This window comes from Bradyrhizobium sp. S3.7.6 (assembly GCF_054061875.1).
Genome location: NZ_JBSSEQ010000001.1, coordinates 6,733,752 through 6,754,207, shown reverse-complemented (window position 1 = coordinate 6,754,207; position 20,456 = coordinate 6,733,752). Strand labels below are relative to the sequence as shown.

At 66.5% G+C, this 20,456-nt stretch carries 17 protein-coding genes and 2 pseudogenes; 2 read left to right on the top strand and 17 right to left on the bottom strand.

The genetic code is table 11. The annotated features are described in order from the left end of the window. Window position 1: 1 nt before the first annotated feature. A complete protein-coding gene (locus ACVJ5M_RS33095) occupies window positions 2-646 on the top strand; it encodes a ThuA domain-containing protein (RefSeq protein ID WP_014496439.1) in 645 nt (214 codons plus the stop codon). Continuing rightward, window positions 643-1,692 carry a LacI family DNA-binding transcriptional regulator gene (locus ACVJ5M_RS33090; RefSeq protein ID WP_063986525.1) on the top strand — a complete coding sequence of 350 codons (1,050 nt, stop codon included), beginning with the start codon at window positions 643-645 and terminating at the stop codon, window positions 1,690-1,692. The genes ACVJ5M_RS33095 and ACVJ5M_RS33090 overlap by 4 nt, the downstream gene beginning before the upstream one ends. Window positions 1,693-1,763: 71 nt before the next feature. Here the strand turns inward: ACVJ5M_RS33090 and ACVJ5M_RS33085 are convergent. The 17 genes and pseudogenes from ACVJ5M_RS33085 to ACVJ5M_RS33005 form a co-directional block, all read right to left on the bottom strand. Beyond that, a pseudogene (locus ACVJ5M_RS33085) lies at window positions 1,764-2,391 on the bottom strand (FMN-dependent NADH-azoreductase). Window positions 2,392-2,394: 3 nt separating this feature from the next. Next, window positions 2,395-3,969, bottom strand: a complete 1,575-nt coding sequence (locus ACVJ5M_RS33080; protein ID WP_063984349.1) for an isochorismatase family protein — start codon at window positions 3,967-3,969, stop codon at window positions 2,395-2,397. Between the two features lie 22 nt (window positions 3,970-3,991). After that, on the bottom strand, window positions 3,992-4,840 hold the full coding sequence (locus ACVJ5M_RS33075; RefSeq protein WP_028147221.1) for an N-acyl homoserine lactonase family protein: 849 nt from the start codon (window positions 4,838-4,840) through the stop codon (window positions 3,992-3,994). A gap of 30 nt (window positions 4,841-4,870) precedes the next feature. Beyond that, entirely contained in the window at window positions 4,871-5,755 is an 885-nt protein-coding gene (locus tag ACVJ5M_RS33070; protein WP_354097012.1) for an amidohydrolase family protein, read from the bottom strand. Then, the gene (locus ACVJ5M_RS33065; RefSeq protein ID WP_231144503.1) at window positions 5,752-6,873 is read right to left on the bottom strand and encodes a vWA domain-containing protein; all 1,122 of its coding nucleotides are present in this window, start codon (window positions 6,871-6,873) and stop codon (window positions 5,752-5,754) included. The genes ACVJ5M_RS33070 and ACVJ5M_RS33065 overlap by 4 nt, the downstream gene beginning before the upstream one ends. Beyond that, entirely contained in the window at window positions 6,870-7,751 is an 882-nt protein-coding gene (locus tag ACVJ5M_RS33060) for an AAA family ATPase (RefSeq protein WP_354099322.1), read from the bottom strand. The genes ACVJ5M_RS33065 and ACVJ5M_RS33060 overlap by 4 nt, the downstream gene beginning before the upstream one ends. An 8-nt stretch (window positions 7,752-7,759) precedes the next feature. Further along, window positions 7,760-8,783: pseudogene (locus ACVJ5M_RS33055) on the bottom strand (xanthine dehydrogenase family protein molybdopterin-binding subunit). Continuing rightward, on the bottom strand, window positions 8,783-10,375 hold the full coding sequence (locus ACVJ5M_RS33050; protein WP_063984346.1) for a xanthine dehydrogenase family protein molybdopterin-binding subunit: 1,593 nt from the start codon (window positions 10,373-10,375) through the stop codon (window positions 8,783-8,785). Before ACVJ5M_RS33050 ends, ACVJ5M_RS33055 begins: the two are co-directional and overlap by 1 nt. Before the next feature lie 11 nt (window positions 10,376-10,386). After that, window positions 10,387-10,863 (bottom strand): (2Fe-2S)-binding protein, encoded by a 477-nt coding sequence (locus tag ACVJ5M_RS33045; protein WP_038941740.1) that lies wholly within the window; start codon window positions 10,861-10,863, stop codon window positions 10,387-10,389. A 6-nt stretch (window positions 10,864-10,869) separates the two neighbouring features. Beyond that, window positions 10,870-11,688: an FAD binding domain-containing protein gene (locus tag ACVJ5M_RS33040; protein ID WP_063984345.1), complete on the bottom strand. Its 819-nt coding sequence runs from the start codon at window positions 11,686-11,688 to the stop codon at window positions 10,870-10,872. A gap of 2 nt (window positions 11,689-11,690) precedes the next feature. Then, complete coding sequence (locus ACVJ5M_RS33035; RefSeq protein ID WP_063986523.1) at window positions 11,691-12,134, bottom strand: SRPBCC family protein; 444 nt, start codon at window positions 12,132-12,134, stop codon at window positions 11,691-11,693. Window positions 12,135-12,139: 5 nt separating this feature from the next. Continuing rightward, window positions 12,140-12,577: an SRPBCC family protein gene (locus ACVJ5M_RS33030; protein WP_014496426.1), complete on the bottom strand. Its 438-nt coding sequence runs from the start codon at window positions 12,575-12,577 to the stop codon at window positions 12,140-12,142. Between the two features lie 9 nt (window positions 12,578-12,586). Further along, window positions 12,587-15,499: a flotillin family protein gene (locus ACVJ5M_RS33025; RefSeq protein WP_063984344.1), complete on the bottom strand. Its 2,913-nt coding sequence runs from the start codon at window positions 15,497-15,499 to the stop codon at window positions 12,587-12,589. Between the two features lie 25 nt (window positions 15,500-15,524). Beyond that, window positions 15,525-16,358, bottom strand: a complete 834-nt coding sequence (locus ACVJ5M_RS33020) for a phosphoenolpyruvate hydrolase family protein (RefSeq protein WP_063984343.1) — start codon at window positions 16,356-16,358, stop codon at window positions 15,525-15,527. Window positions 16,359-16,361: 3 nt separating this feature from the next. Beyond that, complete coding sequence (locus ACVJ5M_RS33015) at window positions 16,362-18,578, bottom strand: ABC transporter permease (protein WP_063984342.1); 2,217 nt, start codon at window positions 18,576-18,578, stop codon at window positions 16,362-16,364. Continuing rightward, a complete protein-coding gene (locus ACVJ5M_RS33010; RefSeq protein ID WP_028147232.1) occupies window positions 18,571-19,353 on the bottom strand; it encodes an ABC transporter ATP-binding protein in 783 nt (260 codons plus the stop codon). The genes ACVJ5M_RS33015 and ACVJ5M_RS33010 overlap by 8 nt, the downstream gene beginning before the upstream one ends. After that, window positions 19,346-20,455: a branched-chain amino acid ABC transporter permease gene (locus tag ACVJ5M_RS33005; protein WP_063984341.1), complete on the bottom strand. Its 1,110-nt coding sequence runs from the start codon at window positions 20,453-20,455 to the stop codon at window positions 19,346-19,348. The genes ACVJ5M_RS33010 and ACVJ5M_RS33005 overlap by 8 nt, the downstream gene beginning before the upstream one ends. Window position 20,456: the final 1 nt, after the last annotated feature.

The window sequence follows — 20,456 nt, the reverse complement described above, 5'->3', positions numbered from 1 at the left end:
CATGCGCAAGGCAATGATTGTATGGGGCGGCTGGCCGGGACACGATCCCGATCTCTGTGCCTCGATGATCCGCGGCTGGCTGAAGGCGGAAGGCTTCGAGGTCCGGGTCGAGACCACGACGGCGGCTTTCGCCGATCCTGCGATCCACGATCTGTCGCTGATCATCCCGATCTACACTATGTCGAAGATCGAGAAGGCGGAAGCGCTCAATCTCTGCGCGGCGGTGCGTGGCGGCGTCGGGCTGGCCGGGCATCATGGCGGCATGTGCGATGCGTTCCGCGAGTCCGTCGACTACCAGTTCCTGTGTGGCGGGCAGTGGGTCGCGCATCCCGGCAACATCATCGACTACAAGGTCGACTTGACGAAGCCGGATGACCCCATCATGAAGGGGCTGAAGAGTTTCGAGCATCGTTCCGAGCAGTACTACATGCATGTCGACCCCGCCAACGAGGTGCTGGCGACGACGACCTTCACGGGCGAGCACGCGCCCTGGATCGACGGCGTGGTGATGCCTGTGGTCTGGAAGAAGCGATACGGCGCGGGCAGGGTGTTCTACTCCTCGCTCGGCCACCGCGCTTACGAGCTCGACGTACCGGAGATCCGCACGTTGATGACCCGCGGCATGCTGTGGGCGGCGCGGGAATGACAGCTGGCGCGACCCAGCCGACGGTTCGCGCTACGCTTGAGGACGTCGCACGCGCCGCGGGCGTTTCGCTCGCTACCGTCGACCGAGTCGTCAACCGGCGCGAGGGCGTGCGTGCCAAGACCGTCGCGCGTGTCGAAGCTGCGGTTGCAAAACTCGGCTATCGTGCCGACGTCGCGGCCGCGCGGCTCGCCCGCGGGCAGACGTTCCGCTTCGCCTTCGTGCTGCCGAGCGGCAGCAACAGCTTCATGACCAACCTGGCCGAGCAGGTCCAACGCACCGCGGACTGGCTCGCCGGCCACCGCGGCTTCATCGATATCCTCCATGTCGACGTGTTCGATCCGGATGTGCTCGCTGGTGCGTTGGAAAACCTGTCGCCGGCCTATCAGGGCGTCGCCGTCATCGCGCTCGACCATCCCAGGGTGCGCGCCGCGATCGACGAGCTCGCCGCGCGCGGGGTCGCCGTGGTGACCCTGGTGTCGGACGCGCCGAGCTCGCGGCGGCTGCATTATGTCGGTATCGACAACCCGGCCGCGGGGCGAACTGCGGCAACGCTGATGGGGCGTTTCCTCGCCGGCCGCGAGGGGAAGGTTGCCGTGATCGCGGGATCGTTATCGCTGCGCGATCACACCGAGCGGCAGTTCGGCTTCCACCAGATCCTGTCCAGCGAGTATCCGAACCTGCTCGCGCTGCCGGTGATCGAAGGCCGCGACGACAGCGAGCGCACGCGGGAGCTCACGGCCGCGCTGCTGGCGCGCCACGCCGATCTCCGCGGCATCTACTGCTGTGGCGCCGGGAACCGCGGCATCGCCAATGCGCTGGAGGCCTTGGGCCGCGCGCGCGAAGTGGTCTGGATCACGCACGAGCTGACCCAGTACACGCGGCGTTTCCTGGTCCGCGGCACGCTCGATGCCATCATCAACCAGGATCCCGGTCACGAGGCGCGGTCTGCGGCGCGAGTTCTGCTCGCGCATTGTTCGGGTGAGCCCATCAGCCCCGACCAGGAGCGCATCCGAATCGACATTTTTCTGCGGGACAACCTGCCGTGATTAGCGTTCGCAGGTGATACGCAGCTTGCTTCGATAGATGTCGCGAAGCGACGCAGCGGCCTCAACGGTGCTCAGAAGTTCGCTGCCATTGCTGCGAGGTGCTGATGGGCTCTTTCGCGGGCAGCCTCGATGGGCTGTTGCGGTCCGGTGGTTGGCCCGATCGGCACGAAACGGACATTGCTGATACCGATAAAGCGCAAAATTTCCCGCAGGTAAGGCGTTGCCATGTCGATGCGCCCGCGGTTCATTCCGGTGGCGAAATCGCTGCCACTGGCGAGGATCACCGTGGTCGGCCGGTCCTTCAGCAGCGGGAGATATCCCAGGGAGGGATCGAACCGAAAGGTGAGCCCAGGCTGGACGATGATATCGAACCATTGCTTGAGCTTGTAGGGAATGCTGAAGTTCCACATCGGCGTCGAGATCAGCACCCGATCGGCCAGTGAAAAGCGCAGCGCCATCCGCTCGGCCTCGGCAAAGCTGTCCCGTTGCGCGTCGTTGAAGGGCTGCGCCTTCATGCGCGCATATTTGGCCTCGACGATGGGAACCTGCGAATTCCGGCAGCCGCTCGCGCCAGAGATCCACGACGTCGATATCCCAGTCCGGACGGGCCTGCCGAAACCCGTCAAGAAAGACGCGCGCGCCGGCGCTCGACTCGGAGTCGGCGCGGGGCGAGCAGGAGAGGTGCAAAAGCTTTGCCACCACTCATCCCAGCGCTCTGATGACGGCGTCCGCCCGGGTGACGATTGCGACGTTCTGCATGGCAAAATTGATCGAGGCGGAGTGCCAGTCGGCATTCATGGTCGAGCAGCAGTCTTCCGGCACAATCATGAAATAGCCCTTGTCGGCGCCGGTGCGCGCGGTGTGCTCGACCGACATGTTGGTCCATGCGCCGGTATTGATGATCATGTCGCGCCCCGTGGCCTTGAGGATCGTCTCTAGCCGGGTGCCCTCCCAGGCGCTCATCCGCATCTTCTCGACGACGAAATCGCCGGGCCGCGGCTCGAGGCCGGAGACCGGGGCGGCGCCCCAGCTGCCGCGCACCATCGCCTTGCTGTCGACGAGACCCTCGAACAGCGGTGCGTTCAGCGTCACGCCGGGTGCGCCGGGCTCGACCACGAACCAGACATGGATGATGGCGACGCCGCGCGCGCGAGCTGTCTCCGCCAAGCGCCGGACGTTCTCGACCACATGCTGTTGCTTCGCATGACCCGGTGCGCCTGACTCGGCGAATGCGCCGCCATCCATGATGACGTCGTTCTGAAGATCCTGGATGATCATGGCGCAGCGGCTCGGATCGAGCCGCATCTCGCCGTCGGCGAGGATGGGCGCCGCAGCCGCGGGGCCGGCGCTTGCGCCGCCGCTGCCGCGTTTGCCGCTCATATAGGGCTCATGACGCGGCCCGGCCTTGGTCGGGATCGCATAGACCGAATGCGTCGACGTCAGATAGAGCGTGCGGAAATCCGGGCCACCCCAGGCAAGGTTGGCGACGAGCTCAGGCACGCGGACCTTCCCCAGCAACTCGCCGCGCGGCGAATAGACCCAGACACCGCCGGGGGCGGTGACCCAGACATTGCCATGCTGGTCGCACTTCATGCCGTCGGGCAGGCCCGGCTCCAGCTCGGAGCGGATGCCGCTCGCGAACACGCGCGCGTTCGACAGCGAGCCGTCGCCGTTGACGTCGAATACGCGGATCAGCGCCTGCACGGTGTCGTTGACATAGAGCAGTTTCTCGTCGGGCGAGAAGCACAGCCCGTTCGGCTGGTCGAACAAATTGCGGTCCACCACGAGCGTCGGCTCGCCGCCGGGCATGACGCGATAGACGCCCTGGAAGCCGAGCTGGCGCGGCCGCTCGACACCATAGACCGGCATGCGGCCATACCAGGGATCGGAGAAATAGATGGCACCGGAGGAGTGCACGCAGACGTCGTTGGGGCTGTTGAGCTCCTGTCCCTGGAAGTGCGAGGCCAGCACCTCGCGCCGCCCGTCCGGTCGCTCACGGATCAGCGACGAGGTCGCGTGCTCGCAGACGATCAGATTGAGCTCGGCATCGTAGGTCATGCCGTTGCATTTGTTCGACGGGCGCTTGACCTCCGCGACGCCGCGCCGCGCATCCCAGCGCCGCCGCACGTCGCCCGGCATGTCCGAGAACAGGAGATAGTGATCGACCGGATGCCAGATCGGCCCCTCCGTGAAGTCAAAACCCGTTCCGACCTGCGCGACCGGCGCGTAGGGGTCGATCAGGCTCTCGAATTCGGAGCGCAAGGTGACGTGCGTCATCGGTCGATATCCTCAGGTCACGTCAGGCAGGGAACCAGTTGCGCGCAGGCAGCGACTGCACGATCGGGCCGGGGACCTGGTCGTGCAGCCGTCCGACGACCATGCCGCCCTCGATCTTGGCCGGCCTGTCGTGCACCGGCAGCAGATAGCGCGAATTGCTGAGCAGCTTCTTGATCGATGCCTTCTCGGCCCGCTTGCTGGTGCCGTGGTTTCCCGTCGTCCGCGGCTCCCAGTCGTGGATCTCGTTGAATGGCGTGACGATCTGGTCGTTGAAGTCGTAGATCACGTCGCCGCAGATCGTCGCGATGCCGTCGGCAGTCTCGACGATGACGTTCATCGATCCCTCGGTATGTGCATTGGCCGCATCGCAATAGACGCCGGGCATCAGCTCGATAGGACCTGTGATCTCGAGGTCGAGGAAGCGCAGCGCACTCTTGGTGTGCAGTCGGTCGATGAGATGCTTGATGTCGGGCGCCGGATATTGCGGATGCATCAAGCCGGAGACGGAATATTCGAGTTCTTTCCGGTTGAGGACGACGGTCGTATTCATCGGAAACAGATCGTCCTTGCCGGCGTGGTCGATGTGCAGATGGGTGTGGCAGACGAAGCGGACGTCGCCCATGCGCACGCCGTGGCGGGCGAGCTGGTTCTCGATCATGTGCTCATGGTATTGCAGGCCGCGCATCCCGAGCGTTTCCATGATCTGGTTGGAGCGGTAACCGGTATCGACCACGACCGGATATTTGCCGCCGAGGATCAGAAAGCCGAGGGTGAGGACGCGGCGCGTGCGGCCGCAGTCGCGGCCGAGGACCAGAAAGCTCGATTCCAGCTCGATATCGCCATAGTCCAGGATCTTGATCTCCAGCGCCATTCGTTTCCCTCCCTGTTCTGTTCTTGTCTGTCAAAGCCGGTAGACGCGCGTTGCCGTCGTCCCGAAAATTGCGTCCTGCTGCTCGGTCGTCAGCCTCGCGGCTGCGGCACGAAAGGCGTCGACGAGCTCCCGATAGCTGGTCCACAATTTCTCGATCGGAAAATTGGAGCCAAACAGGCAGCGGTCCGCGCCGAAAATCGCGACGGTATCGGTAAGGACGGCCGCGATGTGTGCGGGATCGTTGCGATGGATGAAGGTGCCGAGCCCGGAGAGTTTTGAGACCACGTTCGGACAGACCGCGAGCCGGGCCATCCCGGCGCGCCAGGCGGCCCGGCCCGCCGGCGAGAGGTCTTCCAGCATGCCGGCATGCTGGAGGATGAAGGTCACCCTGGGGCAGGACTCGGCGAGTTGCGCCGCGTCCGGCATCTGCGGCGTGAAGACCTGGAGGTCAAAGCTCCAGCCGTAGTCGGCCAGGCGTGCGATGTTGCGGCGGACCATGGGATCGACGCAGAGATCGGGCTTGGCCGCGAAGCGATAGAGCGGATTGTCGTGCCAGTGCAGCTGCATGCGCACGCCGCGCACGAGCGGGTAGCGCTTCAGGCGATCGAGTTGCGGGCGCACGTCGTCGACGGCGAAATCGGCGTAGGCGACGATGGCATGCGGCCAGCCGTGCTCGTCGGCAGTCTGTTGGACCCAGGCGGCTTCATCCTCGAAACGGTCGTTGGCCCAGTTGGTCTGGACATAGACCGAACGGGTGACGCCGGTGTCCTTGAGGTCGTCGAGATATTCCCGGATCGGATAATCGCGACGGATCGGCTCGTAGGGTCCAAAGATGCGCGGCTGCATTGGGCCGGTCAGCCAGGGCAGGTCGGCCTGCCGCCAGATGTGATGATGGCCGTCGACAATGTCGCTCACGCCGCTCTCCTCCGTCCCAACGTCAGAATGTGCGCGACAATCGACGCGCTTGAACCGCCATCCACGAGATCATCGACGAAGCGCTCTATGGCCACCAGCGCCTCGGTCTGCGGGCGGAAGTCCGGGCCCGTCGCGAGCGGCGTCAGCCAGCTCACGCGCCAGGCGCGCCGCGACAGCTTTGCGACCGCGTCGCGTAACGCATGGACTTCGCCGCGCTCCAGCCCGTCCGACACGACGACGACGGCCGCGCCTCGCGCGTAACCACCGAACCGCGGCACCGCGAGGAAGGCTTGCAGCGCGTCGCCGATGCGGGTGCCGCCATCCCAGTCGCTGACGAGGTGCGCCGCCGCGCTCAGCGCCTGCTCGCGACGCTTGAGGCGCAATGGGCGGGTGACGCGGGTCAGCCGCGTGCCGAAGGTGAAGACCTCGACATTGGGCGCGGCCTGTACCAGCGCATGCGCGAGCTTCATGTTCTCCTCGGTGCGCGTCTTCATCGAGCCGGAGACGTCAATCAGCAGCAGGAGTTTTCGTCGGCGCGGGCGCCGCTTCAGGTGCCCGAGCCGCAGGATCTCGCCGTCGTTCCGGACACACTCGCGCAGGGTTCGGCGAAGGTCGGCAAACGGCCCGCGGCGGGCGCGCATGCGCCGGTGGCCGCGACGCTGCGGCAGGCGCCGGGAGGCCTCGCGCGCCAGGCGGCGGAGCGCGTCGGTGGCGGAGAGCTGGGCGAAGCGGCGCTCCACCAGCGCCTCGGTGCGCGTCGCACTGAGGCCGGATTCGTTGGCTTCGTCGGAAAACAGGGGGTCCTGTTCGCCGCGGCCCTCTTCCTGGAGCCGGACAGTCTCGTCGTCCTCGCCGTCATCGACATGTTCGATGGCTTCGCTGCCGCGGAAGTGCAGGTCGAACAGCCGGTCGAAGGTCGTGCGGCGCTCGGGTGGCGGGGCGAGCGTGGCCAGAGCCGATTGCCTGATGTCGTTGAGGTCGCGCGGCCCGAGCAGCTCGATCGCGGCGAGATAGGAGGTGGTCTGCTCGGGCGCGACGGCAAAGCCGTTGGCGCGCAGCAGCGCGACGAAGGAGACGAAGATGCGGGCGGCGCGCGGAAGCTCCGGCTCGGTGCTCATGCGGTTGCCTCCGCGAGCATGACGTCGAGCCGTGGCGAGATGAAGTGCAGGTCTTCCTCGTCTTTCAGCGCCACGCCGATCGAGCGCCTGAAGGCGTCGGGCCAGCGCGCACCGCCCTTGTGAAGGAGCGTCGCCGCTTCAGCCCAGTCGACGGCTTCCGCGATGCCTGGTGCCTTGCTGAGCGGCTCGCGGCGCAATTTGCCGACGGCCGCGACGACGGCCCGCGCGGTCGCCTCGGCGACGCTGGAGGCCCGCAGCATCACGATACGCGCCTCCCGCTCTTCGGTGGGATAGTCGATCCAGTGGTAGACACAGCGGCGGCGCAAGGCTTCGTGCAGGTCGCGCGTTCGATTCGATGTCAGCACGACGACAGGACGTTCGGCCGCGCGCACTGTGCCGCGTTCGGGGATCGAAATCTGGAAGTCCGAGAGAAATTCGAGCAGGAACGCCTCAAACTCCTGGTCGGCGCGGTCGATTTCATCGATCAGCAGCACGGTGGAGTCGGGCGCGCGAAGCGTCGCCAGCATCGGCCGCTCTATCAGAAACGTCTCGCCATAGATGTCGATGCTCTCGTCGCCAGCCTGGCGGATCGCGAGCATCTGGCGTGGATAGTTCCACTCGTAGAGCGCGGCCGAGGCGTCGATGCCCTCGTAGCATTGCAGGCGAATGAGGCGGCGGCCGAGGACGGCGGCGATGGCCTTCGCGGCCTCGGTCTTGCCGACGCCGGGGGCGCCCTCGAGCAGGAGCGGTTTGCCGAGGGCAAGGCCGAGATAGGCCGCGGTCGCGAGCCCTTCATCGGCGAGGTAATAGGCCGCCCGAAGCGCCTTCTCCAGCGCTTCGGGGCTGTCGATGCCAACGATGTTGCTGCGAACTGGCATGGCCAGTCTCAGCGTCGCGCCTGTGGCCGCGCGCCGCCCTGGGTCTTGATCGCGCGCAGCACCTTTTCCGGCGTAATCGGCAGATCGTCGATGCGGACGCCGACGGCGTTGAAAATCGCATTCGCGACAGCCGGCAGCACAGGATTGGCGCACATTTCGCCCGGTCCCTTGGCGCCGAACGGGCCATCTGGCGCGGGGCGCTCCAGCACGGCGATATCGTGCGGGCAAATGTCGCCCGGGCCGGGCATCAGGTATTCGACGAAGTCGCGGGGGCCGTGAACGGGGTCGGGATAGTGAGGCTCCGTCGTCTCGTACAGCGCGTGGCTGATGCCCATCCACGCGCCGCCCACGAGCTGCTGCTCGACCAGGCGCGGATTGAGCGCGCGGCCGAGCTCATAGGCGGAGTCCATGCGGACCATCGCGACTTCACCGGTCTCGTCGTCGACCTCGACCTCCGCCACGAGACAGGCATGGGCGTAGCAGGTCGCCGGAGACATCTCGCCGGTTTCGGGGTCGACGTTGGACAGGGGCACGAGGAATATGCCGCGGCCGGAGATGGTCTTGCCCTGCTTGAACTGGGCGGCGATGGCGACGTCCTTGGTCGAGATCGAGCGATGCGGCGCACCCTTGACGTGAATGTTACCGCGCCCGTCAGTTTCGAGATCGGCGGCGTTGACCTCGAGCTCCTCGGCGGCCGCCTCCATCATCACACCGCGCGCCTCGCGCGCCGCGGCCATCACCGCATTGCCGACGCGATGGGTGCCGCGCGAGGCGAAGGAGCCCATGCAATGCGGACCGGTGTCGGAATCCGCAGTGTCGACATAGACGTCCTCGACAGGAACGCCCAGCGTCTCCGCGCAAATCTGCCGCGTCACCGACTTCATGCCCTGGCCAAGGTCGATCGACGACAGCGCCACCGTGAACTTGCCGCTCGGGTTGGAATGAACCAACGCCTGGCTGGGATCGCCGCCGAGATTCATGCCGACTGGGATAGTTGATCGACGCCATGCCGCGTCCGCGATGCCGGGTCATCAGCGTCTCCTGGTGCCGAACACGGAGGAGAAGCGGGGCGCGCCATGCGAGGGCGCGGCCGGCCGCGGTGGAGGTGGCGACGGCGCGGGGGGCGGCGGCTCGCGCGGTGGTTCGCGGGTGACGGTGGGTGGGAGCCGGTCATAGCTGGTGCGCTGCTGGACTGGCGCGGCCGGCCGGCTGCGCGAATCCGTCGGTGTCGGCGGGATAACGGCACGGCTGCCGCCGCCGTCCTTGCGCGACGACGCTCGCTTGAACTCCTCTCGGATCGGCCATTTCGCCTTCTCGGCGGCGACCTGGACGCATTCGATCAGTGCGGTGTTCTTGGCTTCACGCCGATGCGCCTTCATGTCGCCGTCGCGATAGGCATTGAGGATCCGGAACTCCATCGGGTCCATGCCGACGAGGTTCGCCAGCTTGTCCATCTGGCACTCGATCGCAAAATCCATCGCGGTGACGCCGAAACCGCGCATCGCCGTCGCGGGCGTCCGGTTGGTGAAGACGCAATAGACGTCGCCATAGACATTGGGGATAGTGTATGGCCCGGGCAGATGCGCGGCGCATTTCACGGCGGCGTAGCTGGAAAGCCTCGTATAGGCGCCGCTGTCGAAATAGGCGCGGATTTTTCGCGCGATGACACGGCCATCCCGCATCACGCCGTCCTTGATGTAGATGCGCTCGGCCCCGCGGGGCGGGCCGTACTGCATCTCCTCCTCGCGGCCGAACACATAGCGGACGGGACGCCCGGTCAGCATCGCGCCCAGGATCGCGAGCGGCTCGGTCAGCGTATCCACCTTGCCGCCAAAGCCGCCGCCGACCGTGCCGCCGATGAAGTGAAAGGTGTTGGAAGGCAGGTCCAGGATCTTGGCGCAGGTGTCGACCGAGAAGAACAGCGCCTGCGTCGAGGTGTAGACGACGTAGCGCCCGTTGGTGTCGGGCGCAGCGATCGCGCCATTGGTTTCGGTCGGCGCGTGCTCGATCGGAGACATCTGGTAGCGCTGTTCGAGCACGTGGTCGGCGGTCGCGAGCGCGGCGTCGGCATCGCCGAAGCGCAGCTTCTGGTGATCATGGACGTCGTGATAGATGAAGGCGTTCTTCGGATAGGTCTCGTTGACGACGGGCGCCCCGGCCTTGAGCGCGTCCTCGACGTCGAGCACGACCGGCAGCGGCTCGTAGTCGATCCGCACCTTTGCGATCGCCTCGAACGCCTCGCGCTCGCTGTCCGCGACGATGGCGACGACCGGTTCACCCTTGTAGCGGACCTTGTCCGCCGCCAGCGTAGGCTCGTCGTCCTTGCCAAAGTTGATGAGGCTGAGAAGCGTGTTGAGATTGCGCGGCACGTCGGCGCCGCGGATGATCCGGCGTACGCCGGGCGAGCGTTCGGCTTCCGTGGTGTCGATATGGCGCAACCGCGCGTGCGCCTGCGTCGAGCGGACCACTTTCAGATGCAGCATGCCCTGAAGCTTGTGATCGTTGAAATAGCTCGACGTGCCCGTGACATGGCCGAGCATGTCCTGGCGCTGGGTGCCCTTGCCGATCTCATTGAGATTGTCGTCGCGCTCGTCGGCGAAGATGTCCTTGCGCAGTTCCAGCATGACAAGATCCTTTAGGCACTGGCCCGGCCGCCCGAAGCGGCGAGGATGGCATCGATGATGGGTTCGTAGCCGGTGCAGCGGCAGATGTTGCCGGAGATCGCCTCGACGACCTCAGCGCGGCTAGGCTGCGGATTGCGATCGAGCAGCGCCTTTGCGGCCATCAGCATGCCCGGCGTGCAATAGCCGCATTGGGCGGCGAAATTGTCGGCGAAGGCACGCTGGAGCGGATGCAGGTTCGGGCCCTGCTTGAGGCCGTCGAGCGTCTCGACCGATCGGCCGGCGACGGTTTCCGCCAGCGTCAGGCATGACAGGTGCAACTCGCCGTCGATCAGCACACTGCAGGTGCCACAGCCGCCCTGGCCGCAGCCGAATTTCGGCGTCATATCGCCGATCAGTTCGCGCAGAGCCACCAGCAGATTGGTGCCGCCATCGACGAAGATCGCGACGTCGCGGCCGTTATGACGAAATTGCAGGGCGGTTTTGGCCATGACGAGCTATTCCTGACCCGAGAGGAGACGGCGCAGATGGACGCCGGCGATCTCGCGGCGATACCAGGCGCTGCCGAGCGCATTGTCGAAGGGGGAGGCGCCCTCGGTGACGGCGGACGCCGCCGCTCCGATGGTCGCGGCATCCAGCGAACGACCCTCGAGCACACGCTCGGCGGCGCGTGCCCGAATCTGGGTCGGCGCCATCGAGCCCAGCGCGATCCGTGCCCCGGCGATCCGTCCGCCGCTGATCGGCAGATGGGCTGCGAGCGTAATGACGGAGCCGCCCTTTGGCTTGATACGAGCGACCTTGTGGTAGCGGAAGGCGTCCGCGCTCGCCGGCCGTGCGCAGGACACCGAGAGCACCAGCGTGCCGGCCTGCCGCTCGCGCGACTGCAAGAACTCTTCGATGGCGATGTCGCGCGTGCCAAAGCCGCCCTGCACGGCGACGGTGGCATCGAGCGCAAGCAGCGCCACCGTGAAGTCGCCATAGGGACTTGGCGCGAACAGGTTGCCCCCGACCGTGCCCATGTTGCGCACCGCGGGTCCGCCGATCGAGCGGGCAGGGGCGTGCAGGAAGCCGAGGTCGCGCTCGGCGAGGATTTTTGCGAAGGTGATGCCGGCTCCGAGCGTCACGCGCGGGCCCGACGCGTCGATCCGGGTCAGGGCTTGGTCGCTGGCGCGGATGACGGTCGAGACGGAGACGTCACCCTCGTTCAGCGCCCGCATCACCAGCGTGCCGCCGCCGAGATAGCGTGCGCCGCGATCTGCCGACAGCGCGCCGGCCGCTTCGCTGGTGCTGGCAAAAGTCTTCACTGTCACGGCCATTGCTATGCCGCCTCCTTCAGGTGCCGGCGGATTGCCTCGAAGCCGGCTTGATAGATGTCTTCCGCGACCATGTGGACGATGCGATCGCGGTCCTCCGGCCGGGTGCTGAAGCGCGACTCCCAGTGCCAGAAGGTGCGGTCGCCGTCGGTCACCGGCAGCAGCCGGACGTGCGCCACGTAGTTGAACATCGGCACCGGCGTATCGAGCAGGCAATAGCTGAAGGTCTGCTCGAGATCGGAGAGCGCCAGCAATTGCTCGCGCAGCTCCGATCCGTCCTGCAGCTTGAAGCGCCTGACACAGCCGATCTTGTCAGGAGAGTGCGCGCGCTCGATCGTGGAGGTCGCGACCGCCGGATGCCAGCGATCGTGTCCGTTGAAATCGCGCAGCACGTCCCACACCGCATCGGTCGGTGCATCCAGGATCGTGCTTTTCACGATATGCGGCACGGAGCTCACCCTCCGAACTGGCGCTTGAGGGCGTCGAAGCCGCCCTGGAACACGCCGCCGCCGATATTGCCGACGAGCTCCGCTTCCCGTTCGGGTGCGCAGTCGAACTCGGCGGTCCATTCCATGAAGGTCTGGTCGCCGTCGGTGACCGGCGTCAGCCGTAACGTCGCGACGTAGTTCTCGACGCCCATGGGGGATTCCAGGATCGAATAGGTGCAGAACATGTCGTAGTCGGAAAGGCCGAGCAGCTTCTCGCGGATGCGGTCGCCGTTGCGCAGGCGAAAATCCCTGACACAGCCGATCTTGTCCGAGGGCTCGCCGCCCTCGATGCGGCTTTCCGCGATCGCGGGATGCCAGTTCGGCATGCCGTTGAAGTCGCGCACCCGCGCCCAGACGCGATCATTGCGCGCATTGACGACGGTTGAGACATAGACGCGGGCCATGATGTGACCTCAGCTCTTCTTCCGGGGGCTGCGCTCCGCGGGCGGCTCGCCCTCGGTGGAAGGCGAGGGAGCTGCAGCCGGCTTCTCGCCGCCTCCGCCTCCACCGCCGCCCTTGCGGGCGGACTCCTTGATGCCTTGCATGTCGCGGGCCTCGCGGATCAGGCCCGGCATCTTGGCGAGGCTGCCGCCCTCGACGCCGATATCCGCCAGAAGCGAATCGATGAGCGGCGCCTGCACGCGGTAGCGTAGCGCCGAGTCGATCACCTCGTCGGTGGCGCTGCGGCCGCCATTGCCACCATGGCCGTTGCCGTTGAGGCCGTCGACCTGGAGGATGCGGATGCCCTCGATCTTCTCCATCGGCTTGACGCTCTCGCGCACGATGCCTTCGATGCGGTCGAGCAGCTTTCTGCGGAATAGGGAGTAGCGGGCTTGGTCGGTCAGCACGTTCTCGGCCTCGTTGAGCAGCCGCTGCGCCTCGGCTTCCACGGCCGCGCGAACGCGCTCGGCTTCGGCTGCAATTCGGGTTTCCTCGGCCTGCTTCTCGGCGATCACGATTTCCACGCTCTTGCGACGCCTGGCGATCTCGTTTTCACGTGCGGTGATGACGCGCTCGGTGGCCTCCGTCGCATGTATCCGCGCTTCCTCGGCCGAGGCCCGGGCGGCGGATTCTTCCAGCGACTTCAGGTGGATCGCGATCGCCTTCTCCATCAGAACGGTCTCGACCTCTTTCTCGCGATTGACTTCGAGCTTCCGCAACTCGCGCTCACGGCCGATGCGGGCCTCATCCAGGCCGCGGTCGGAGGCAATGCGGGCGCGCTCGACCTCCTCGCGTGCGGCAATCTCGGCTTCCTGGAGCGACTGGACGCGGGCGACCTCGAGTTGCTCGATCGAGCGGCGGCGTTCGATCCGCGCCGCCTCCAGCGCCTGCTCGCGCGAGACGTCGGTGGTCTCGACGTCCTTGCGTGCGACGATCTCGGCCTGCTTGACCTGGCGGTCGGCGTCGATGCGTTCCGAGCGCTTGGTGGAGAGCGCGATGACGCGGTCTTCGTCCGCGATCTCGATTGCCTTCTTCTGCTCGATATTGAGCACTTCGCGCTTCTTGGACGAATTGATCCGCTCGGACTCCAGCGCGAGATCGACGCCGATGCGCTGGCGCTCGATTACGTCGCGACGCTTGAGGTCGGCTGCCTCGACTGCGGCGGTCCGCTCGATCTCCAGCGCCTTGGTCTCCCTGTCGGCCTGGATCCGCTCGGCCGCGATCGCCTTCTCCTGCGCGATGCGCGCGGCCTCGATCGCTTCGCGGGAGGCGATATCGGCTTCCTCGACGGCGCGGTTGCGGGCGATCTCGAGCGAACGAACTCGTTCCTCCTGGGCGATACGGGTGGCTTCCGTCGCCTCGCGTGCCGCGATTCCCGCGACGTCGAGTGCCTGGTTCCGCTCGATCTCCAATTGCCGCGTATTCTGCTCAGCGGCGATGCGCTCGGCGGCAAGTGTCCGCTCACGGGCGATGCGCGCGGCCTCGACCGCGCGCTGGGCCTCGATCTCGGCTTCCTGGATCGTGCGCACCTGCTGGATCTCAAGCGCGCGGGTGCGCTCGTCTGACGCGATGCGCTCGACATTGACAATCATGGTCTGGGCGATGCGGGCCTTTTCGGTCGCTTCGCGGGCGGCGATCTCGGCTTCGTCCACGGCGCGGGTCCGCTCGATCTCGCGGCGCCGTGTCTCTTCCTCGTTGGCAATACGGGCGTCGGTCACCACCCGGTCCTGCTGGATACGCGCTTTCTCGATCGCCTCGCGGGCGGCGATCTCGGCTTCTTCGATAGTACGCATCCGCTCGATTTCGCGCTGGCGCACCTCGCGCTCAGAGGCGATGCGGCTGGTGTCGATCGAGCGCTGGTTGGCGATCCGGGTCTTCTCGATCTCCTCGCGGGCGAGCAATTCCTTCTCTTCGATGGTGCGGGTGCGCTCGATCTCCCGTTGGCGCGTCTCGCGCTCCGAGGCGATGCGGGCTTCCGCGATCGCCTGGTCGTTGGCGATGCGTGCCTTCTCGATGGTCTCCCGCGCGGAAATCTGCGCCTGCTCGGCCTCGGTCTCGCGCAGGGCCCGCTCACGCGCGACCTCGGTGCGTTGCAGGGCGCGGCGCATCTCGATGTCACGCTCCTGCTCGAGGCGCGCCGTCTCACTTTCGCGCTCGATCTCGAGGGCCTGTCGCTCGGCCTCCAGATTCCGGGAGCGGATCTTGATCATCGAATCCTGCTCGATGTCGTTGCGCAGCTTGCGCTTGGCCTCGATGTCCTCCATCAGGCGTGTCAGACCTTCGGCGTCGAAGCGGTTCGAGGGATTGAAGAATTCGAGATCGGTCTGGTCGAGATCGGTGATCGCGACGGACTCCAGCTCGAGTCCGTTCTGAGCGAGGGCCTCGGCCGCGTTCGCCTTGACGCGGGCCACATACTCGCCGCGTTGCTCGTGCATCTGTTCCAGGGTCATCTCCGAGGCAATCGAACGGATCGCGGAGATGAATTTGCCGGCGAGCAGGGTGTGGAGCTTCTCGGGCTCCATGGTGCGGCGGCCGAGCGTGGCGGCGGCGATGGACACGGCTTCGCGGGTCGCCTGAACGCGGACATAGAAGTCGGCCTCGATGTCGACGCGCATGCGGTCCCGGGTGATCACGGCGTCCTGCCGGGAGCGCACGATGCCCATCGGCTGCACGTTCATGTTGACCGGCGTGTAGTCGTGGATGAAGGGCAGCACGAACGCGCCGCCGTTGATCACGACGCGCTCGCCGAGCAGGCCGGTCCGGACGAATGAGGTCTCCTTGGACGAGCGATGGTAGAGCCAGTTCACGATGTAGACGCCGACCACGATCACCACGATGGCGACGATCAGCCAGAGGATCAATTCACCGACCAGAGTCCCTGACATATTTCCCTCCCTCGACCTTCCGGCGTTATCGCGCGCCGATCGCCTTGAATTTGCGTACCTGATCCGTCAGTGCCCGCTCGACCGGCAGCCGCTCCATCGAGGAGGCGCCGTAAAAGCCGTGGCAGTAGCGGGTGTTCTTCATGATGAAATCGGCGTCGTCCGGATCGGCGATCGGTCCGCCGTGGGCGAGCACCAGAATGTCCGGATTGACGCTGAGCGCGGCGGAGGCCCAGGTGTCGATGCGCGCCGGGCAATCCTTGAGCTTCGGCGCGGTCTGCGCGCCGATGGTGCCCCCGGTCGTCAGGCCGAGGTGACAGACGATGATATCCGCGCCCGCGATCGCCATCGCGGCGGCTTCCTTCTCGGTAAAGACGTAGGGCGTCGTCAGCAGGTCCTTCTCGCGCGCCTTGGCGATCATGTCGATCTCGAGCGCGTAGGACATGCCGGTCTCTTCGAGATTGGCGCGGAACACGCCGTCGATCAGGCCGACGGTCGGAAAGTTCTGCACGCCGGCGAAACCGAGCGCCTTCAACTGGTCCAGGAAAACGTCCATGTCGCGGAACGGATCCGTGCCATTGACTCCAGCGAGCACTGGCGTTTTGGTCACGACGGGCAGCACTTCGCCGGCCATCTCCAGCACGATGGCGTTGGCGTCGCCATAAGCCATCAATCCCGCAAGCGAGCCGCGGCCGGCCATGCGATAGCGGCCGGAATTGTAGATGACGATGAGATCGACGCCACCGGCTTCCTCGCACTTGGCCGACAGGCCGGTGCCGGCGCCGCCGCCGATGATGGGCTCGCCGCGCTTTGCCATGTCGCGGAAGCGTTTCAACAGTTCTGCGCGTTCAAACCGGGCCATCGGTCACCTCGCTAGTCTCCGGCGCGCCCCGGTGCGGCCGAACAAGGTCCGGAACGCGCTGACGATGGTGGAGGCGAACTCGGGATCGTTGATGTTCTTGGGGACGCGGATGAGCTGACGGTTGGCGGTCTGCCGCACGTTCCGCTCCAGCGCACGGAACAGCGCCGCATCGGCATCGGGATCCCAGAATGGCTGTCCTCGCGCGTCGAGCGCGGAGACGCCGCCCTCGGGCAGGAAGAAGCGCACCGGGCCGTCCATCTGGTTGAGCCGATCGGCGATCCAGCGGCCCATGCGTTCGTTTTCCTCGGCCGTGGTCCGCATCAGGGTGACCTGGGGGTTGTGGACGTGGAATTTGCGGCCGCGGTAGCGCTCGGGAATGGTGTCCGGGGCGCCGAAATTCACCATGTCGAGCGCGCCCACCGAGCCGACATAGGGCAGGCGGCTGCGGATGATGGCGCCGAAGCGGTCGTCGGTTGCCGGGAACACGCCACCCATCAGGAGATCGCAGATTTCCGTGGTGGTGAGATCGATGACGCCGGCGATCTGCCCGGAATCGACGAGCTTCTCCATTGAGCGGCCGCCAACGCCGGTGGCGTGGAAGACGAGGCACTCAAAATCCTCGCGCAGGTCGGCCGCGATCTTCTGGACCGCCGGCGTGGTGACGCCGAACATGGTGATGCCGACCGACGGCAATGCGCCGTCGCCGCCATCCTTCTGCGCGTGCTGATCGAGCCGCGCCCTGACCATGCCGGCCAGCGCATGGGCGCCATTGGCGAGCACGGCACGCGAGATCGAGTTGAGGCCCTGCACGTCAGTGACCGAATGCATCATGGTGATGTCGGCCGGGCCGACATAGGGCCCGACGTCGCCGGAGGCGACGGAGGAGATGATCAGCTTGGGCACTCCGACGGGGAGGGTCCGCATCCCCGGCGCGACCAGTGACGCTGCGCCCGAGCCGCCCGCCGAAATCACGCCGGCAATATTGTTCTGGCGTCGCAGCCAGCTGGCGAAGGCCTCGGCCATCGCGGTGACGGCGGCGCCGCGGTCGGGTCCGAACACCGCCGATCCGCCGCGCCCATGGTTCAAGGCGATCTCCTGGGCCGAGACGTCGCTGGTTGCGTGCCGGCCGCTGGTGGAGACATCGACCAGTCGCGTGCGCAGGCCGCTCCCGGCGATGATGTCGCGGATGAAGCGAAGCTCCGTGCCCTTGGTGTCGAGCGTGCCGACGACGAGCACGACCGGGGGTCCCTGCGTTTGCGCCGCGACCGGCTCGCGCCGGCGCCGGGCGGTCTCGTCGAGACGCGCTACCTGTGTCGAGAGCGTGCGGGCGGCGGCCTCGATGCGGGCGATCGGGACCGGCTGCGACCAGCGGGTGGGCGGTGTCGGGTTGGAGATGTAGACACGGATCGGGCCGCCTGGACGGGACGGCTGCGGTGCGGCCTTCGCCCCGGTGCCTGCCGCCGGCATGTCGACGGCGGGCTCGAGCTCGGCGTGGAGGCCGACGCCGAGCAGGCGCTGCTGCAACCCCCGGTCCGCGGCAAGGCGCGCGGAATCGATGATGCGGTTGATGCGGCCGTTGACCATGATCGCGACGTTGCGCGAGACGGCCGTGGCCACACCGATGTTCTGCTCGATCACGAGCACGGACATGTCGCCGTCCTCGCCAAGCCCTACCAGCATCTCCTCGACCTGGGCGACGATGACGGGCGCAAGCCCCTCGGTCGGCTCGTCCATGATCAGGAGCTGCGGATTGGTGAGCAGCGCGCGGGAGATCGCCAGCATCTGCTGCTCGCCGCCGGAGAGTTGGCCGCCGCCATGGTCCTTGCGCTCGGCCAATCGCGGAAAGGTCTCGTAGATGCGCTCGACCGTCCAAGCCCCGCGCCGCAGGCCCGCGGCAAGCTGCAGATGCTCGTCGACGCTGAGCGAGCGCCATAGCCGCCGGCCCTGCGGCACGTAGCCGACGCCGAGCCGGGCTATGTGGGCGGGCGGCCGCCGGGTGATGTCGTCGCCGCGGACGCGGATCGAGCCGCCGCTGACCGGCACCAGCCCCATGATCGCCTTGCACAGCGTGGTCTTGCCCATGCCGTTGCGACCGACCACCGAGAATACGCCGGCTTCGAGCGTCAGGTCCACGCCCTGCAGCGCATGCGAATGCCCGTAGTAGACGTCGAGGCCGCGGACTTCGAGGGCGGCGGCGGCCGAGCGGCGGACCTCATTCATGGCCGCCTCCGAGGTAAAGCTCCTGCACCTCGGGATCGGACTCGATCTCCTGCGGCAGGCCTTCCTTGAAGATGCGCCCGTTGTGCATCATCGTGACGCTCTCGACGACGCGTAGCGCCACGTCCATGTCGTGCTCGATGATGATGTAGCCGATATGCGCCGGCAGCGAGGTCAAGATCTCGACCAGCTCGGCACGCTCGGTCGGAGACAGCCCCGCGGCCGGCTCGTCGAACAACACGAAGCGCGGCGCGCCGGCGAGCGCCAGTGCGATCTCGAGCTGGCGCTGCTGGCCATGCGCAAGCTCCGCGACGCGCTGGTCCTTCACGCCTGTGAGATGGACAGCCTGCACGAGATTATCGGCCGCGCTCATCAGTGCGTCGTTCTGTCCGGGGCGCAGGAACGAGAAGCGGCCGCGCGAGACGCCGCGGCAGGCGAGGTAGACGTTGTCCTGGACGGTGAGACCAGGAAAGAGTGCTGAGATCTGGTAGGTCCGGCGCAGGCCGCGGCGGATGCGCTCGTAGGGCGGGAAGTGGGTGACGTCCTCGCCGAAGAAACGGATGGTGCCGGAGGACGGCGGGAAATCGCCGGTGATGCAGTTGAACAGGGTGGTTTTTCCGGCACCGTTCGAGCCGAGCACCGCGCGCCGCTCGCCGGGGCGCACGGTAATGGTGACGTCGGTGAGCGCAGCCAGCGCGCCGAACAGGCGCGTCACGCCGCGAAGCTCCAGCGCCGCGCCGGCGCCGACGGCTGAGAGGCGTTGCGCTACGCTATCCATGACCGGATCCTTGACCAGATCCTCGGCCGTGACGTTCGCTTGAACGGGCCGCGCCGGATCGCTGGCGCTGTCGCCAGCTCTGCCAGAGCCCGATCACGCCGTCCGAGGACCAGAAGACGATGGCGAGGAAACCGAGGCCGATCAGCAGCCGGAAGCGGTTGCCGTCGAGCCCGAGCTTGACCAGGAAGTCGAGCGCGAAGGTGCGTAACAGCACGAAGATCAGTGCGCCGATGAACGGACCGATGGGACGCGTGATGCCGCCGACCACGGCGATGATGAGGATATCGATGCAGGCGCCGACGCTGACGGATCCCGGCGAGATCTGCCGGTAGTTCCAGACCTGGAGAACGCCGGCCAGCGCCGCGACAAAGGACGCGAAGGCGTAGGCGGCGACGCGGTGCGCATTGACGTTGAAGCCGAGCGCCGCCATGCGGCGGGGATTGTCGCGCACACCCTGCAGCGCCAGGCCGAATGGTGCGCGGGAGATGTATTCAACGACGAAGTAGCACAGCGCAGCGACCGCGAGCACGATGTAATAGAAGGGAATGTCGGCGCGCCAGTTGACGCCCCAGAAATGCGGCGTTGCAACAGTGTTGATGCCGGTATGGCCGTTGAAGATCGCCCAGTTCTGGTTGGTGAAATAATAGAAAGCCGCGCCGATCGCGAGCGTGATCATGATGGTGTAGATGCCCTCGGTGCGCACGGCCAGCGCGCCGCCAAGCGTGCCGAACAGGGTCGCGAGCGCGAGCGCCATCGGGACCGCGAGCCACCACGGCCAACCCAGGCTGATATTGGCGTTGCCGCTGACGCCGAACACCGCGACCATATAGGCGGAGAAGCCCGCGATGGTGAGCTGCATCAGGCTGACCATGCCGCCGTAGCCGGCGAGGAACATCAGGCTCAGCGCCATGATGCCGAGGATCAGCGTGGTCGCAAAGATCTCGATCAGGAAGAAGCCGTTGGCGATCAGCGGCATGATCAGGAGAATGGCCGCGACGATCCAGGCTGCAGGATTGTTGATCTCCGGCCATCCGCGCAAGGTGGGGCGCTGCGCCGCTGCGGCGGGACGAACGGTGACGTGGGCGTCGTGGGCGAGCGACATC

Coding starts and splice junctions, on each gene's coding strand:
- ACVJ5M_RS33015 (WP_063984342.1), bottom strand. CDS start 18,578: ATGAATGAGGTCCGCCGCTCGGCCGCCGCCGCCCTCGAAGTCCGCGGC.
- ACVJ5M_RS33030 (WP_014496426.1), bottom strand. CDS start 12,577: ATGGCCCGCGTCTATGTCTCAACCGTCGTCAATGCGCGCAATGATCGC.
- ACVJ5M_RS33095 (WP_014496439.1), top strand. CDS start 2: ATGCGCAAGGCAATGATTGTATGGGGCGGCTGGCCGGGACACGATCCC.
- ACVJ5M_RS33005 (WP_063984341.1), bottom strand. CDS start 20,455: ATGTCGCTCGCCCACGACGCCCACGTCACCGTTCGTCCCGCCGCAGCG.
- ACVJ5M_RS33075 (WP_028147221.1), bottom strand. CDS start 4,840: ATGGCGCTGGAGATCAAGATCCTGGACTATGGCGATATCGAGCTGGAA.
- ACVJ5M_RS33065 (WP_231144503.1), bottom strand. CDS start 6,873: ATGAGCACCGAGCCGGAGCTTCCGCGCGCCGCCCGCATCTTCGTCTCC.
- ACVJ5M_RS33025 (WP_063984344.1), bottom strand. CDS start 15,499: ATGTCAGGGACTCTGGTCGGTGAATTGATCCTCTGGCTGATCGTCGCC.
- ACVJ5M_RS33045 (WP_038941740.1), bottom strand. CDS start 10,863: ATGGCCAAAACCGCCCTGCAATTTCGTCATAACGGCCGCGACGTCGCG.
- ACVJ5M_RS33090 (WP_063986525.1), top strand. CDS start 643: ATGACAGCTGGCGCGACCCAGCCGACGGTTCGCGCTACGCTTGAGGAC.
- ACVJ5M_RS33050 (WP_063984346.1), bottom strand. CDS start 10,375: ATGCTGGAACTGCGCAAGGACATCTTCGCCGACGAGCGCGACGACAAT.
- ACVJ5M_RS33020 (WP_063984343.1), bottom strand. CDS start 16,358: ATGGCCCGGTTTGAACGCGCAGAACTGTTGAAACGCTTCCGCGACATG.
- ACVJ5M_RS33040 (WP_063984345.1), bottom strand. CDS start 11,688: ATGGCCGTGACAGTGAAGACTTTTGCCAGCACCAGCGAAGCGGCCGGC.
- ACVJ5M_RS33010 (WP_028147232.1), bottom strand. CDS start 19,353: ATGGATAGCGTAGCGCAACGCCTCTCAGCCGTCGGCGCCGGCGCGGCG.
- ACVJ5M_RS33080 (WP_063984349.1), bottom strand. CDS start 3,969: ATGACGCACGTCACCTTGCGCTCCGAATTCGAGAGCCTGATCGACCCC.
- ACVJ5M_RS33060 (WP_354099322.1), bottom strand. CDS start 7,751: ATGCCAGTTCGCAGCAACATCGTTGGCATCGACAGCCCCGAAGCGCTG.